Genomic DNA, 15,504 nt, shown 5'->3' on the forward strand with positions numbered 1-15,504 from the left:
GTTGTTCGGGCCCAGCACCGCATACGTTCGGCAGCATGGCTGACGAGTGCTTCGGGCATCCACGGCTCGCCCCGATCTATGACCCGCTCGACCCTGATCGCAGCGATCTCGACGCATACGTCCTGATGGCAGCGGAGGAGTTCAGGGCGCACAGGGTGCTGGACATCGGCTGCGGGACAGGTGTGTTCGCTCTCCTGCTGGCTGATCGCGGGATCGAGGTCGTCGGCGTCGATCCCGCCCAGGCGTCCATCGAAGTGGCCCGCAGCAAGCCGGACAGTGAGCGAGTGCGCTGGATTTGCGGTGATGCGACAGCCCTCCCGCCTCTGCGGGTCGACCTTGCGACGATGACGGCGAATGTCGCCCAGGCCATCGTTGATCCGCGGGCATGGCAGAGGACTCTGCGGGGAGCCTACGAAGCACTACGACCAGGTGGGCATCTGGTGTTCGAGACCCGGGATCCTGCGAGGCGCGCTTGGGAGGAGTGGAATCGCGAGCGCTCATACAGCGTGACGGAGATTCCAGGCATCGGCGCTGTTGAGAGCTGGGTCCAACTGATCGAGGTGAGCTGGCCGCTGGTGACATTCCGGTGGACCTACGTGTTCGCTACGGACGGCCAAGTGCTGACGTCGGATTCGACGTTGCGCTTCCGTGAGCCACCGGAGGTGGAGAAGGACCTGGCCGCGCACGGCTACGTAGTGGAGAACGTTCGCGATGCGCCTGACCGACCAGGCAGAGAGTTCGTCTTCCTTGCACGACGTCCATGAACCCCAGTGATCCACGCCGCTCAACTTCGATGGCCCAGGACAACCCACCGGGGAGGGGCCCGGGCGAGTGCCTGCTTGAGTCGGTCGCGACGGATCCCGTATAACTCATATAGCCCGTACAGCGGGAACGCCCGTGAGCGACCGTGAACGACCACGAAGGGAGGAGCAGCCCATGATCCGTACCTGGGGCAAAGGCGCCATGCGTCCCGCCGCCGTGCTGCTCCTGCTGCTCGTCGAGGTCGCCCTGCTCGACACCGGCAGCCTCGCCGCTGCCGTCGCCGTCGCGTTCACCGCGACCGCCGCGGCAGGCTCCGCGCTCGCCGTCTGCGCGCTCATCGGCTCGCGCTGCGCGCCCGCCGTACCGCGTACGCACGTACGGACGGCCATGCGCGACCGCGAGCACCGTACGGCGTTCCTGCCCCAACGTGATCCCGACGCGGCGGGGCGTTCGCGCCCCCGGGCGCCGGGGCGTGCCCTCCTGACGGCCGCCGCGTAGGGGATCTCCCAAGCCACATCCGTGCACCGCCGGTGCACCGCCCGGGCACTGCCACATCCGTGCACCGCCCGGGCATCACCCGTGCACCCCCCCGCGTGGTCGTCATGCCGCCATCCCGTACGTAGCCGTAGCCGTAGCCGCAGCCGCAGCCCGCCTCGTACTCCCGGCACGACGAGACCCCCGGAGGGCTCACCATGTCCACATTCCTGTCCGCGTTCGCCCGCCTTGTCGAGCAGCTCGCCGAGTTGCTCCAGCCGCTGTTCCACGCCTCCGCGGCGGCCGCCGCGATCATCCTGTTCACCGCGCTCGTACGACTTCTCGTGCATCCCCTGTCCCGGGCGGCGGCCCGTGGGCAGCGGGCGCGGACGAGGCTCCAGCCGCGGGTCGCTGAGCTGCGCAAGAAGCACGCGAAGAATCCGCAGAAGCTGCAGCAGGCGGTGCTGGAGCTGCATGCGGCGGAGAAGGTGTCGCCGTTGTCCGGGCTGCTGCCCAGTCTGTGCCAGATGCCGGCCTTCTTCCTGCTCTACCACCTGTTCTCCAGCTCGACGATCGGCGGCGAGGCCAACGGCCTGCTGGCGCACCAGCTCTTCGCCGCGCCCCTCGGTAACCGCTGGGCGGACGCGCTCGGCGACGGCGGGCTCCTCGGGGCGCCGGGACTCGTCTACGTCGCCCTTTTCGCCCTCGTCGCGGCCGTCGCGACCTTCAACTACCGGCGTACGAAGCAGATGACGGCCGCCAACGCCTCGATGGTCGCCGCCTCGGCGGGTGACGGCGCCCAGCCGGTGCCCGGGCTCGCGGCGATGACCAAGGTCATGCCGTTCATGTCCTTCGTCACGCTCGTGTCCGTCGCGGTGATGCCGCTGGCGGCCGCGCTGTACATGGTGACCAGTACGACGTGGAGCGCGGTGGAGCGGGCGCTGCTGTACCCCGTGAACACCCCCGCGAACACGCCCGTGAGCACTCCTTGAACACATGAGGTCGGTCCAGTCTGTGATCAGGGACTTGCGGACTGGACGCCGAAATTGGACGATCGACCAGTCATCCGATGGCTGCACCCGTCGGACGACTGCCCGAGATCTAGGAGATAGTGATCATGAAGCTGCTTCGAGTCGGTACGGCGGGGTCGGAGCGGCCCGCGCTGCTGGACGCCGAGGGAACCCTGCGTGACCTGTCGGGCGTCGTCCCGGACATCGACGGGGCGCTGCTCGCCGATGCCGCGGCGCTCGGCCGGATCCGGTCCGCCGCCGAGGCCGGTGAGCTGCCCGCGCTGGACCAGGACGGGCTCCGGGTCGGTCCGCCGCTCGCCGGTATCGGCAAGGTCGTGTGCATCGGGCTGAACTACCACGACCACGCCCGCGAGACCGGCGCCGAGCTGCCCGTCGAGCCGATCATCTTCTTCAAGGCGGCGGACACGGTGATCGGCCCGAACGACACCGTGCTCGTGCCGCGCAAGTCCGTGAAGACCGACTGGGAGGTCGAGCTCGCGGTCGTCATCGGCCGTACCGCCCGCTATCTCGGGTCCCACGAGGAGGCGCTCGCGCACGTCGCCGGGTACGCGGCGTCCCATGACGTCTCCGAGCGCGAGTTCCAGCTCGAGCGCAGCGGGACCTGGGACAAGGGCAAGAACTGCGAGACGTTCAACCCGCTGGGGCCGTGGCTGCTGACCGCCGACGAGGTGCCCGACCCGCAGAACCTGGCGCTGAAGCTCTGGGTCAACGGCGAGCTCAAGCAGAACGGGACGACGGCCGAGCAGATCTTCTCGGTCGCGGAAGTGGTGCGGTACGTAAGCCAGTTCATGACGCTGTACCCGGGCGATGTCATCAACACCGGTACGCCGGCGGGAGTTGCCCTCGGCGCGCCCGAGCCCAAGCCCTACCTGCGGGCCGGAGATGTGGTGGAGCTGGAGATCGAGGGGCTCGGCCGGCAGCGGCAGGAACTCAAGGACGCGTAGGCACTCCGCTGGGGGGGCAGGGGAACTGCGCTGGTCTGTCGGCCGCGGGCTGTCCGTGGCTGGTCGCGCAGTTCCCCGCGCCCCGCGCCCCTTTCGGGGCGCACCCCAACTCCGTACGTAAGTTCAGTCCTTGAAGCGCTCCAGCGCCGCCACCACCATCGCGTGGTCCTCCACCTGCGGCAGCCCCGACACCACCACAGTGCCGACAACTCCCGCGCCCTCGACGGCGATCGGGAACGCGCCGCCGTGGGCCGCGTAGGTGTCGGGGTCGAGGCGCGAGGACTCCTCGAAGGTCGTGCCCTTGGCGCGGAAGCGGGAGCCGACGAGGTAGGACGAGCAGCCGTAGCGTTCGACGACGCGGCGCTTGCGGTCGATCCAGGCGTCGTTGTCCGGGGTCGAGCCGGGCAGGGCCGCGTGGAAGAGCTGCTGGCCGCCGCGGCGGATGTCGATGGCGACGGGGGCGGACTGTTCGCGGGCCAGGTCCACGAGCAGGGTGCCGAGGGCCCACGCGTCGTCGTGGGTGAAGTGCGGGAGCGTCAACCGGCGCTCCTGCTCCTCCAGTTCGGGAATCGTGGGCGTGGTCGTGGGGGCGCTCACAGGGACACCACCACTGCGTCGCGAGCCGAGCGACGGGCCGCCTCCAGTACGTCGAGCGCGGCCGCGGCCTCGTGCGCGGTGACCGGATTCGGGCCGCCGTCGCGGAGGGCGGCGGCGACGGCCGCGTAGTACGCCGGGTACGCGCCCGGCAGCGTCGGCTCGGGCCGGCCGCCACCCGTGAGCGGGGACTCGCCCGCACCTACCCGGCCCCACAGGGACTCGGGCTCGACCCCCCACTCCTCGGCGGTGTCCGTGGGGCGCTTGCCTTCGCGCAGGGCCGCCTCCTGCGGGTCGAGGCCGTACTTCACGTAACCGGCCTGTGAGCCCAGCACGCGCAAGCGCGGGCCGAGTTGGGCGGTGGTCGCGGTGACGTAGAGGTGGGAGCGGACGCCGCTCTCGTGGGTGATCGCGATGAACGTGTCGTCGTCCGTCTCGGCGCCCGCGCGGCGGATGTCCGACTCGGCGTACACGGAGGTCGCGGGGCCGAAGAGGACCAGCGCCTGGTCGACGACGTGGCTGCCGAGGTCGTAGAGGAGACCTCCGATCTCTGCGGGGTCCCCGGACTCGCGCCAGCCGCCCTTGGGCTGTGGGCGCCAGCGCTCGAAACGGGATTCGAAGCGCCATACGTCGCCCAACTCGCCCTCGGCGATGAGCTTCTGGAGCGTCAGGAAGTCGTTGTCCCAGCGGCGGTTCTGGAAGACCGAGAGGAGCAGGCCGCGTTCGTCGGCCAGGGCGGCCAGCTCGCGGGCCTCCGCCGCCGTACCGGCGAGGGGTTTGTCGACGACGACCGGGAGGCCCGCCTTGAGGGCGGCGGTCGCGATCGCGACATGGGTCTTGTTCGGGGACGCGATGACGACCAGGTCCAGCTCGTCGGCGCGGGCCCACAGGTCGTCGGGGCTCGCGGCGAAACGGAGCCCGTCACCGAACTCGGCGCGGGCCTGCTCCTGCCGCTCAGGGTTCGAGGTGACGACCGTGTCGAGGGTCAGTCCCTCGGTCGCCGTGATCAGGGGGGCGTGGAAGACGGAGCCCGCCAGACCGTAGCCGACGAGGGCTACGCGGAGGGGGCCACCCGAGCCACCCGGGCCCGCCGGGGTGCCGGTGGCTGCCGCGGTGGCGGGCGTGCCGGGGTCAGAACCTGTGCCAGTCATACGTCCACTTTCGCAACGCTGTTGCCAAAGTGCAAGCGCGGAGGACAATGACGTACGTGAACAGGAGCGATACGGGATCGGGGTCAGGGTTGGGATCGGCATCGGGATCGGCATCGGCATCGAGGTCGGGGTCGGGGGCGGGTCTGCCGGGCGTGCGAGGTCGGGGGCAGGGCGTGGAGGCCGGCGGCGCGGGAGTGAATCTGCTCGCCCTGCGCAGCCACAACGCCGCGCTCGTGCTCGACCTGCTGCGCACGGCAGGCCCGGCCGGCATCAGCCGACTCGAACTCGCCGAGCGGACCGGGCTGACTCCGCAGGCCGTCAGCAAGATCACGGCCCGGCTGCGGGCCGACGGGTTCGTGGCGGAGGCGGGCCGCCGTGCCTCCACGGGCGGCAAGCCGCGTACGGTGCTGCGGCTCGTTCCGGAGGCCGGCCACGCGGTCGGGCTGCACCTCGACCGGGACGAGCTGACGGCGCTGCTCTGCGACCTCACCGGAACGGTGGTGGGCGAGCGACGGGCTCCGCTGGACCTGGGCGGCGGGGCTGACGCGGTGGTCGAGGGCGCGGCCGCGGAGGTGGAGGCGCTGCTCGCGGGGGTGGGGGCCGTGCTGGGGGTGGGGGTCGCGCTGCCCGGTCCTCTCGACCACACGCGGGGCGTGTTGCACCGGGTCACCGGGTTTCCTGAATGGGACGGGTTTCCGTTGCGGGACGCGTTGGCGGGGCGGCTCGGGCTGCCGGTGGTCGTGGACAAGGACACGAACGCGGCTGCGCTGGGGCTGGCGGTGGGGGGCGGCCTTGGTACAGGGGTGGTCGGCAACCGCTCCTTCGCCTATCTGCATCTTGGTACGGGGCTGGGGGCCGGGCTCGTGATCGGTGGGGCCGTGCACCGCGGGGCCCGTACGGGCGCCGGGGAATTCGGGCACCAGGTCATCCAGTTGGACGGGCCCTTGTGCAGCTGCGGTGACCGGGGGTGTATCGAGGTGCTGTGCCTGGCGGCGGTGGCTCGGGGCGCGGTGGGGGAGGCGGCGCGGGTGCTGGGGGTGGGGGCGGCGAATCTGGTGGGGCTGTTGGACATCGACCTTGTGCTGCTGGGCGGTCGTACGGTGGCGGCCCATCAAGGGGACTTCGTACGGGGTGTCGGTGCGGTGCTGGATGAGCGGGCTCGGCGGGAGGGGCTGGAGGCGGGGGTGCCGGTTCGGGTTGCTCCCGGTGGGGCGCGGGGGGTCGCGGAGGGGGCTGCGCAGTTGTTGTTGGCGCCGTTGTTCGGGCGGGGGGTGGGGTGACGGGGGTGGGTTTCCGCCCCTCCCGTCACCCCACCCCCCGCCCATTCCCGTACCTCGGAACTGCGCCGCCACGATTTGGTGGGGGCACTGCTTCCCGGGACGGGTTCAGATCGGATACGCCGTGTGAATGTTGCCGTCGCGGATGACGACTTCGACGACGTTGGTCGACTGTCCGCTGCCGTTCACGCCGACGGGGCTGCCGTAGTCGAAGCGGTGAATGTGGGTGTCCTGTCCTGCCCGTGCCCGTGGGTTGGGTATGGCCGGCGTTCCGTCGATGCCTTCCCGGAGCCGTTGGCCCAGCGCGAAGTTGTCGCCGTCCCAGAGGAAGTTGTCGTTGAACTCACCGGGCAGTGAGGGCTCAGGACCGGTGGGGTCCGCCGCTTCCCGTACCCGGTCCTGGGCGCCGGGGCCGTGCTGGCCCTCGATGTGGTTCTCGCGCGCCGTGGTGATCCCGTGATTGCGCTCGCAGCTCACCAGACCCCAGGGATCGGTGAAGCGGAGCGGGTTGCTGACGTACGCGTGATGGTTCGGTGCGGGGGCCAGGCCCAGCGGGTCGGGACTGATGTAGCGGGCGTTCTCGGGGTCGTAGTAGCGCCGGAAGTTGTAGCGGAGGCCGGTCTCGGCGTCGTGGTACTGCCCCGGGAAACGGAGCGGGCAGTCCACCGGGTCGTCCGAGCCGCCGAGGGCCGTACCCCAAAGGGTGGTGCGGGCACGCCAGGCGATCCGGCCCTTCTCGTCGACCAGTTCGGTGGGGGTGCCGACGAGGTCGGTGACGATGGCGTAGAAGCGGCGGTCGACCTCGTCCTGGTCGGTGTCCTGGTCGATCTGAAGCAGCGCGCGGTCGGTGCCGGGGGCCCATTCCCAGCTTCTGGTGGGACCGCCGGCGGAGCTGCTCTGTTCCGCCAGGTGCGAGCCGTCCCAGGTGAAGACGGTCTCCTCGGCCGTCCGGCCGTCGTCGGACAGCAGGCGTTTGGCGGTACGTCGGCCGAGACCGTCGTAGACATATGCCCAGCGGCGCCCGTCCGGGGTGGTGACCTGGGTGAGCCGGTCCTCGGCGTCCCATGTGTACGTCCACTCCCGCGTGCCACCGGACAGCAGCTTGCGGGACTGCCGGACGAGGCGGCCCTGCGCGTCGTGGACGTAGGTGACGTGGCCGGCCCGGCGCACGAGCGTGCCGTCGTGGACCCGCTCCCCCTGGGGTCCCTCGGGGGCGTCGGCCCGGCTGACATTGCCCGCGGCGTCGTACGCGTAGCGCTCCGACCATCCGGTGGCGGAGACCGACTCCACCCGGCCGAGACGGTCATGGGTGAATCGGCGCGTGCCGTAGGTCTGGTCCTCGATGGCGGTCAGGCCGCCGTCCTGCCCGTACGTGTACGAGCGGTGCAGCAGCGGTTCGCCGGACGGGCCCGCATCGGGGGCGGCTTGTCCGACCACTGTCTGGCCGGTCAGGCGGTGACCCGCGTCCCACTCCTGGGTCAGCACCGCCGTCTGGCCGAGCCGCCGCTCGGTCTCGTGCCCGGACGCCCCGTATCCGAAGGACAGTTCGTTGTCGGCGAGCCGGACCCGCGTGGGGCGGTTGTTCGCATCCCAATCCCACCGGCTGACGGTGCCCGACGGAGTGCGCCGCTCCACTCGCCTGCCGAGGATGTCGTACGTCGTGTGCAGAGCGCGGCCGTCGCACACCTCGGTGACGACACGGCCCGCCGCGTCGCGGCTGAGGGTGAGAGTTGTATCGGGGGTGACGGCTTCGACCAGGCGGCCTGCGGCGTCGTGAGTGAAGGTCGTGATCGCGTCGCCGGAGCGCCGCTCGACGACCCGTCCGCACGCGTCGCGCACGTAGGTGGTGATTTCGCCCGCGCCGTTGGTGCGTTCGAGCAGACGGCCTGCGGCGTCGTAAGTGTAGGAAACGGTACGGCCGTTGAAGTCGGTCTCGGCTACGAGCAGGCCCGCCGGGTCGTACATGTACGACCACACAGCGCCCGACGCGCTCGTCACGGAGGTGAGCCGCAACTCGGTGTCGTAGACGAACCGCACGGTCGAACCGTCCGCGTCGGTACGGGCACAGAGCCGGTCGAAGTGCGTGAAGGCGTGCGTGACGCTGCGGCCGTCGGGGCCGGTGTAGCGGACTGTGTTGCCCTCGCCGTCGTAGGACCAGCGCTCGCTGCTCCCGTCGGGCATGGTCCGCTCGGCAGGGCGGCCCTCCACCGTCCAGGCGGTCCGCGTCGTCGCCCCGGTGGCGTCGACGGACTCGACGATGCGCCCGAAGGCGTCGCGGCCGACACGGGTGGTACCGCCCAGCGGCGCGGTGGTGGAGACGGGCAGGCCCAGCGGGCCGGACTCGACGTGGTGGGCTGCCCCCAGCGCGTTGGTGACGCCGAGGAGCCCACCGGACGCGTCGTAGGCGAACGTGGTGACGGCACCGTCGGGGTCCACCGTCGCAGTCGGGCGGCCCTGCTCGTCGTACGCGTAACCGCGCCTGCCGCCGGTCGGCAGAGTGACCGACAGCGGTCGGTCAAAGGTGTCGTACTCGGCGGTGGTGGCCGTGCCGTCGGGTCGGATCACCGAGATGAGGTTGCCGCGCTCGTCGTATGTGAAGTGGGACGTGTTGCCGAGCGGATCCGTCCGTGAGAGCAGCCTGTTGTATACGTCCCACGCGGCATACGTGGTGTGGCCGAGAGGGTCAGTCTGGGCGACGAGCTGCCGGCGCTCGTTGTGCCGGTAGGTGGTGGTGTGGCCCAGCGAGTCGGTGTAGCGCGTCTCCCGGGTCTCCGGGGCGTAGGCGATGGAGCAGGAGAGGTACCCGTCGGCGCCTTCGCCTCGTATGCAGCGGTCCTGGTCGTCGTAGGTGAAGCGGTACCAGGAACCGTTGCGGTCGGTCCAGGACGTGATGCGCGCCTGGTCGTCATAGGTGAGCCTGAGCGGAAGACCACTGGAGTTGTGGATCTCGGTGAGATGTCCGTCGCCGCTGTATCCGTAGCGCAGCAGCGTCGTGCCCTCGGGCCCCTCTTCCTCGTCGCGTAGCCGCAGCCCGACAACGCGGTCGCCCTCGGTGTCGATGTACAGGTGGCGGCCGCCGGAGTCACGGACGGCGGTGGGGCAGCCGCTCTCGTCCCGGTCGAAGTCGATGCGCCGTCCGCCGCGGTCGGTCACCGCGGCTAGGGGGAGGCTGAACACGGCGTGTGCCGCGGTGGCTTTGCCGAGCGGGGCGAAGTGACGGGTATGGCCCGTGGCGGGGTCGGTGATGCGGATAGGTGCGCCGGGTGCGCCGTCCCAGTCCAGCGGCCAGCGCGGACCCTCCAACGGCATGACCGAGGCGCCGGGCGTGGGAACGGGATAGAGAAGGATCATGCCGTCGTCGGCCGCGAAGACGGCGCCGTCGCTGTCCAGTTCGAGGCGTTCATCGAGCGTGGAGGCCCAGGACGGGCCGAACCATTGCCCCCACCGGTACGTCGACAGGTGCGTACGTCGCAGAACGAGCGGTAGGAGACCGGGAAGCTCGACGTCGGTCTCCTCCATGAGCATCTCGCCGGACACCATGTCGACCGGGTCGCCGTTCTTGCAGCGCGCCTTGGCGGGCTTGCTCGCGCCTGCCGCGTCGTCAGCCCCTCGACGGAGGCCGCCCCTCAGCCCCTTGGCCATGCCCTTCAGCCCCACCTTGCCCAGGCCCTTCATGCCCTTGGCGAGTTTGCCGAGGCTGGTGATGCCCTTGCCGCCGGGTATGCAGTCCAGCGCGGCGAACGCCACGTCCCATAGGGACGCTTGCCCCTTCGCGTATTTGTTGAGGGTGTCGGCGAGGACGACGAGGGCGGCGACCAGCAGGATCGCGCCGAGGATCGGCCCTCCGATGATCAGCGCGATGATGCCGACAACCGCGACGACGACTTTGCAGACCGTGACGATGGTGTCCCAGTTGTCGGAGAACCAGTCCCCGACCTCCTCCCACCATTTCCGGTTGCGGATCCCCGCATCGGAGGCTTCGTCGATCTTGGTCTTGGCCTCCCGCGCGGCCTCCTCGCGCATGGTGCGGGCGTCCTCGGCCATCTTCTTCGCCGCGTCCAGGGCACTTTGCGCGGAGGACACGTCCGACTGGGCGGACGTCTGGGCCGACTTGGCGTGCTGCGCGTCCCGGGTGGCTGCGCGGACCTTGGCCTCGTCCGGCTTCTCGGTGTTCTTGCTGCCGGTCGGGTCGTCCTTGTACTTGTCGGCTTCCTTGCCGGCCGTCGTCACCCACGAATCGGCTGATGTGAGGCGGGACTTGGCCGAGCTCAGGTCGGTCTGCGCCGCGCGGCCGTTTGCCAACGCCCTGTCCGCGAGAGCCTGGGCACGCTCCAGCTTCGGCCAGTACGCCGCCAGCGCACCCCCCGCCATGTCGTACGACGTCTTCAGCTTCTTCAGCTGCTTCGGCACACCCGAAAACTGATCCTGGAACGCCTTCGCGGACTTCCCCGCCCACTGCAGAACCGCTTCCTCGTCCGCCATCCCCTTGATCAGACGCAGCGCGTCCCCGACGTCATCGGCGAAGTCCTGGAGATTCTTGGCGAGGTGACGCACCCGATCCGGATCACCGGGAGTGGGGTCCTTGTCCAGGTCCAGGACATGCCAATCACTCGGCCGATTTCCCACGTTCGTCCCCCGATGCACTGCTTCACTCAACGCACGTATGCCGCAGCAAAGTTACTGGATGCTCCGCTCGTAGACTTCGGGCGTGAACGACAACCATGTGACGCCGGGCGACGATGCTTCCCGTCAGCATCTCTGGGAGCGGCTCGGCCCGGCGGAGTTGAAGCAGCTTGCCGAGTCCCGCCCGGAGGAACTGTACGAAGCGGCGGAGCAGCTGTGCCACCGGGTGGCCGGTGAAGGGCCCGACGGATCCGTTGCGGCGCGGACGGTCGGACGGATCGCCGAGGCCCTTGCCGACACGCGCTCCCGTGACTGCGTGAGGTTTGCTGCGGGCATCGTGGGCCGACTGCTGCCGCCCGGGTCCGCGTACCGGGAGGAAGGCGACCGGCTGCGGCGCTCGGTGGCCGCGAAGCTGGTCAAGGTCCAGCAACTGCGCGACTTGGAGGCTCTGTTCGAGGAGCTTCCGGATGGAGTTCAGGACCCGGCTGTGGAGGTGCGGGCCTGCGTTCTCGGGGAGCTCGCCCTGATCAGCGCGGGGCGTGGCCGGCCCGTCCTGGACGCGTATGCGGAAAGACTGGGCGAGCTGGGGCACCCGCTGGCACGGCTGCCCAGGACGCTGCTGGACATCGAGCACCGGTTCGGGGTCCGCGTCCGGGGCCTCGGGTACGTCAAGACCCCGGATCAGCTCCGGTCTCGTTTCCCGGAGATTCCCGCCACCGAAAACGGTGCGGCAGCCGGACGTACGGCCAGTGAGACCCCCGACGGCCGCCGCGCGCGGGCGGCCGCTGAACCCTTCACCGTCAGCGGATGGGCGCGCGAGCCTGAGGCGCGGTTCTTCACACTGCCGAGCCCGCCGGCCCCGGACGACTTCAACATCTCACTCATCAAGGAACTGCCTCTGGACTGTCTGGCGGGCGAAGGCACGCGCCGGGGCGGCCCCGTCACTTGCCGGACGACGCCCGACGACGTGCTCAACGAACTGTTCTCGGCGGCGTACAACGGTGGAGTGAACGGCCAGGAGCAGGGCGGCGCGTACGCCCGGCTGTATGCCTGGGGCAGTCTGTACGCGCTGATGGGCCTGCCCGCCGACACCCCGTTCCTGGAAGCGGTGCGGCGCGCCGCCGACCACCGGTGGCTGCGCTTCATGGCGTTCACGGACTGGTTCCACCACGACACGGCGGACGCGGCTTTCGCCGTCCTCGGTCCCACCTGTACCCGGGTCGCGGTGCTGGCGGCCACCGACACCGACGCGGACTGATCAGTGCGTACAGCTGCAGCCCCTTGGAGATCCCGGGCGCTGCGGCCGGGCCAGAAGATCTCACGCCCCGTACGGGCTAAAACGTTTCCGCTGATCGAGGGGGACACTCGCGGCCGATCGGGCCCACGGCGGGCGTGGCGCCCCGGTGCAGCCGGTCGCGCGTGGCAGGGTCACGGGCCGCAGCCCGGTACCGCTCACGCTCCCGATCGGCAAAGGCTCCTCATGCGAATGCGAACGCGAACGCCAGCGCGATTGAGACCGCGCACGTTCCTGCCCCTCTCCGTGACAGCTGCGGCCGCCGCCCTCCCTCTCACGCTCGCCACGCCCGGTACGGCCCTGGCGAACCCCCGTCCCACCTGCGCCGCCCCCGAGACCCGTGCCTTCCCTGTGCAGACCCGGATCCACGGCGGTCCCACCCGTTATGACGTCGGGGGCGACTACCGGACCTGGTACATCGACCTCACCAACACCACCGCGCACACCTGCGGCGACATCCACCCGATCGTCGTCCTCGTGGATGAGAAGCGGGCGTTGCGGCCCGAGCAGGCCCGGCTGGAGTTCTACGGGGGCGGGGGTGGCAGTGAGGGGCAGGAGCCGCATCCGGTCGAGTTCGAGAAGACTGACGAGGACGAGAACGTGGGGGCGTTCGACGACGGGTTCCCGGGGTTCACGGTGGGGCCCGGCCGGACGCTCACCGTGAAGATGCGCCTCTCCGTCACCTCCGACGCGGCCGTCCCGAACGACGTCGTCGCGAACGCGGCCGTCGTACAGCGGCACGACGACGACGGGGACTGGGTGGGGGAGTCGAACGACTACCGGTTCCGCATCGAGGACGAGGGCGCCGGCGAAGAGGAAGACGCGGGTGCGGGTGCGGGCGAGAGCGGTAACAGCGGCGGGGGGAACGGGACCGGCGACGGCGACAGTGGAGTCGTACGGGAAGAGGACGGAGTACCGGCCGCGGAGGAGCTGGCCAGTACCGGTCCGCCCACCTCGCACGGGTTCGGCGTGACCGCCGGCCTCGGGCTGTTCGTCACGGGAGCCGTCCTCCTCGCCGCGTCCCGGCGGGCGCGATCGCGCCGGTGACACCCGGCGGTCGTGGCGCGTCCCGGCGGGTGTGGTTGCACGCGCCACGACACGGACGTCGTGGCGCATTCTGATGGCTGTCGTCGCGGCGGTGACACCAGGAGCTCGTGGCGTGTACCGGCAGGCGCGGCTGCGCCGGTGACACCTGGACCTCCTCGCGGAGAACCCGTCTGCGACGATCCTCCCCGTGGACTACCCGAACGACCAGGCCCCCGGCGCCCCCGTCCGCTCCGGCATCCCGGAGCACGGCCGCATCCCGAAGTACTACGCGGTGAAGGCGCATATCGCCCTGCTTGTCGAGGAGTTGGGCGAGGGCGGGCCGTTGCCGCCCGAGCGGGATCTCGCGGAGAAGTACGGGGTCGCGCGGGAGACCGTGCGGCAGGCGCTGCGGGAGTTGTTGCTGGAGGGGAAGGTGCGGCGGCAGGGGCGGGGCACGGTGGTCGCGGGGCCGAAGCTGGAGCAGCCGCTCTCGCTCGCCAGCTACACCGAGGGCGTACGGCGGCAGGGGCGCACCCCCGGCCGTACGCTGATCAGCCTCGACCGCTTCCCCTGCCCCGAGGCCCTCGCCGCCGAGGCCGGGATGACGCGCGGCGAACCTGTCTGGCACATGGAGCGCGTCCTGCTCGCCGATGACGAGCGGGTGGGGCTCGAGAGCACGTACGTCGCCGTGGCGCGCGTACCGCACCTCGACCGCGACTTCACCCCCGACTCCTCCTTCTACGCCTACCTCCACGACCGGCTCGGCATCGCGTTCGGTGACGCCGACGAGCGCATCGAGACGGTGCTGGCCACTCCGCGCGAGGCGCTGCTCATCGGTACGCCGCCCGCGTTGCCGATGCTGCTGATCCACCGGGTCTCGCGGGACACGGCGGGGGAGCCGCTGGAGCGGGTGCGGACGCTGTACCGGGGGGATCGGTTCTCGTTCACCGCTCACCTACGCGGCTGATCCTCCGGACTTCGGGGGTACTCCCGGAAGTACTCCCGGGCGGGCTGCGGCCCGCCTGATTTCATAACGAAAACATAACAGGTCTAGCCCAAACTTGATAGGCGGTTCACCCTTTGGATGCTGTGCGGTCCCTTTCGATTCCCCCCTTCCGAGGAGTGTTGCCGTTGTGAGAGTGATAGTCGTCGGAGCCGGCGTGGTGGGCACCCTGCATGCCTGGCACGCGGTGGAGCGCGGCCACGAGGTCGTGCAGATCGAGCGCGAGGCGGAGGCCCGCGGGGCTTCCCTGCGCAACTTCGGACAGATCTGGGTCAGTGGTCGCGCCGGCGGAGAGGAACTCGAAACCGCCCTGCGGGCAAGGGAGTTGTGGGAGTCGATCGGGGCACGCGTCCCGGGGGTCGGCTTCAGGGCGAACGGGTCCCTGACCCCCCTGCGCGGCGAGCGTGAACTCGCCGTCGCCGAGGCGGCCGTGGCCCGACCGGACGCCGCCGCCCGCGGCTACAAGCTGCTGACGGCGGGCGAGGCGCGCGCCGTGAACCCGGCGCTGCGAGGCGCGTACGACGCCGCCCTGTACTGCGAGCGCGACGCGGCCGTCGAGCCGCGCGTCGCCCAGCTCGCCCTCCGGGAGGAGCTGCGGAAGTCGCCCCGCTACACCTTCCTGCCGGGGCGCGAGGTCCGCGATGTCGTCGGCGAGCACGCGGTCCGTGACGACCACGGGGAGGTGCACCGCGGCGACGTGGTGGTGCTGTGCACGGGGGCCTGGCTGAGCGGTCTCGTACGGGAGTTGGCGGGTCCTGAGCTGCCCGTGCGGCGCGTGCGGCTGCAGATGATGCAGACCGAGCCGCTGGGCGAGCCGCTCACCACCTCGGTCGCTGACGCGGACAGCTTCCGCTACTACCCGGCCTACCGCGGCGAAGCGCTAGACCGGCTCAACTCCGGGCAACCGCAGGCCGAGACGGCCGCCGCCCACCGTATGCAACTGCTCATGGTGCAGCGCGCGGACGGCGGGCTGACCATCGGCGACACCCACGAGTACGAGCACCCCTTCGCCTTCGACACCGTCGAGGAGCCGTACGACCACTTGACCGGCGTGGTCGAGTCCTTCCTCGGACGGCCGCTGCCGAAGATCCGACGGCGCTGGGCCGGGGTTTACGCGCAGTGCACCGACCCGAGCCGGGTGGTGCACCGGCAGCAGGTGCGGGACGGGGTGTGGCTGGTCACCGGACCCGGCGGGCGCGGCATGACCTGCTCACCCGCGATCGCCGAGACGACCGCCAACGAACTGGGATGGTGAGGGAATTGACCACTGAGCGGACCCCGAAGCGGACCCCGGAGCAGACCGCAGAACAGACCGCAGAACAGAC

At 70.6% G+C, this 15,504-nt stretch carries 12 protein-coding genes; 9 read left to right on the forward strand and 3 right to left on the reverse strand.

Annotation, left to right across the window (positions count from 1 at the left end; translation table 11 throughout):
- Positions 1-35: 35 nt before the first annotated feature.
- The 4 genes from AB0N66_RS08870 to AB0N66_RS08885 all read left to right on the forward strand — a co-directional run bounded on the left by AB0N66_RS08870 (position 36) and on the right by AB0N66_RS08885 (position 3,211).
- Positions 36-764 carry a class I SAM-dependent methyltransferase gene (locus AB0N66_RS08870; RefSeq protein ID WP_365430496.1) on the forward strand — a complete coding sequence of 243 codons (729 nt, stop codon included), beginning with the start codon at positions 36-38 and terminating at the stop codon, positions 762-764.
- 172 nt (positions 765-936) lie between these two features.
- Complete coding sequence (locus tag AB0N66_RS08875) at positions 937-1,260, forward strand: DUF6412 domain-containing protein (protein ID WP_365430498.1); 324 nt, start codon at positions 937-939, stop codon at positions 1,258-1,260.
- 206 nt (positions 1,261-1,466) lie between these two features.
- On the forward strand, positions 1,467-2,228 hold the full coding sequence (gene yidC / locus AB0N66_RS08880) for a membrane protein insertase YidC (protein ID WP_365430915.1): 762 nt from the start codon (positions 1,467-1,469) through the stop codon (positions 2,226-2,228).
- A 125-nt stretch (positions 2,229-2,353) separates the two neighbouring features.
- Entirely contained in the window at positions 2,354-3,211 is an 858-nt protein-coding gene (locus AB0N66_RS08885) for a fumarylacetoacetate hydrolase family protein (RefSeq protein WP_365430500.1), read from the forward strand.
- 123 nt (positions 3,212-3,334) lie between these two features.
- On the opposite strand, the gene AB0N66_RS08890 is transcribed toward AB0N66_RS08885, so the two are convergent.
- Positions 3,335-3,808 carry a heme-degrading domain-containing protein gene (locus AB0N66_RS08890; RefSeq protein ID WP_365430502.1) on the reverse strand — a complete coding sequence of 158 codons (474 nt, stop codon included), beginning with the start codon at positions 3,806-3,808 and terminating at the stop codon, positions 3,335-3,337.
- A complete protein-coding gene (locus tag AB0N66_RS08895; protein ID WP_365430504.1) occupies positions 3,805-4,956 on the reverse strand; it encodes a Gfo/Idh/MocA family oxidoreductase in 1,152 nt (383 codons plus the stop codon). Before AB0N66_RS08895 ends, AB0N66_RS08890 begins: the two co-directional genes overlap by 4 nt.
- Positions 4,957-5,003: 47 nt before the next feature.
- On the opposite strand from AB0N66_RS08895, the gene AB0N66_RS08900 reads away from it, so the two are divergent.
- Entirely contained in the window at positions 5,004-6,236 is a 1,233-nt protein-coding gene (locus AB0N66_RS08900) for an ROK family transcriptional regulator (RefSeq protein WP_365430506.1), read from the forward strand.
- 105 nt (positions 6,237-6,341) lie between these two features.
- Here AB0N66_RS08900 and AB0N66_RS08905 read toward each other — a convergent pair whose 3' ends face one another.
- Entirely contained in the window at positions 6,342-10,859 is a 4,518-nt protein-coding gene (locus AB0N66_RS08905; RefSeq protein ID WP_365430508.1) for a DUF6531 domain-containing protein, read from the reverse strand.
- 82 nt (positions 10,860-10,941) lie between these two features.
- Here AB0N66_RS08905 and AB0N66_RS08910 point away from each other — a divergent pair, with 82 nt between their 5' ends.
- The 4 genes from AB0N66_RS08910 to AB0N66_RS08925 all read left to right on the forward strand — a co-directional run bounded on the left by AB0N66_RS08910 (position 10,942) and on the right by AB0N66_RS08925 (position 15,434).
- Positions 10,942-12,114 carry a DUF6183 family protein gene (locus AB0N66_RS08910; protein WP_365430510.1) on the forward strand — a complete coding sequence of 391 codons (1,173 nt, stop codon included), beginning with the start codon at positions 10,942-10,944 and terminating at the stop codon, positions 12,112-12,114.
- A 282-nt stretch (positions 12,115-12,396) separates the two neighbouring features.
- Positions 12,397-13,197: a hypothetical protein gene (locus tag AB0N66_RS08915; protein WP_365430512.1), complete on the forward strand. Its 801-nt coding sequence runs from the start codon at positions 12,397-12,399 to the stop codon at positions 13,195-13,197.
- Positions 13,198-13,384: 187 nt separating this feature from the next.
- Complete coding sequence (locus AB0N66_RS08920; RefSeq protein ID WP_365430514.1) at positions 13,385-14,143, forward strand: GntR family transcriptional regulator; 759 nt, start codon at positions 13,385-13,387, stop codon at positions 14,141-14,143.
- A 166-nt stretch (positions 14,144-14,309) separates the two neighbouring features.
- Complete coding sequence (locus tag AB0N66_RS08925) at positions 14,310-15,434, forward strand: TIGR03364 family FAD-dependent oxidoreductase (protein WP_365430516.1); 1,125 nt, start codon at positions 14,310-14,312, stop codon at positions 15,432-15,434.
- Positions 15,435-15,504: the final 70 nt, after the last annotated feature.

The organism is Streptomyces sp. NPDC093544 (assembly GCF_040683495.1).
GTDB lineage: Bacteria > Actinomycetota > Actinomycetes > Streptomycetales > Streptomycetaceae > Streptomyces.

Bases quoted from the DNA above. Each gene is read 5' to 3' on its own strand.
- AB0N66_RS08870 (WP_365430496.1), top strand. From the start codon at position 36: ATGGCTGACGAGTGCTTCGGGCATCCACGGCTCGCCCCGATCTATGAC.
- AB0N66_RS08875 (WP_365430498.1), top strand. From the start codon at position 937: ATGATCCGTACCTGGGGCAAAGGCGCCATGCGTCCCGCCGCCGTGCTG.
- AB0N66_RS08885 (WP_365430500.1), top strand. From the start codon at position 2,354: ATGAAGCTGCTTCGAGTCGGTACGGCGGGGTCGGAGCGGCCCGCGCTG.
- AB0N66_RS08895 (WP_365430504.1), bottom strand. From the start codon at position 4,956: ATGACTGGCACAGGTTCTGACCCCGGCACGCCCGCCACCGCGGCAGCC.
- AB0N66_RS08900 (WP_365430506.1), top strand. From the start codon at position 5,004: ATGACGTACGTGAACAGGAGCGATACGGGATCGGGGTCAGGGTTGGGA.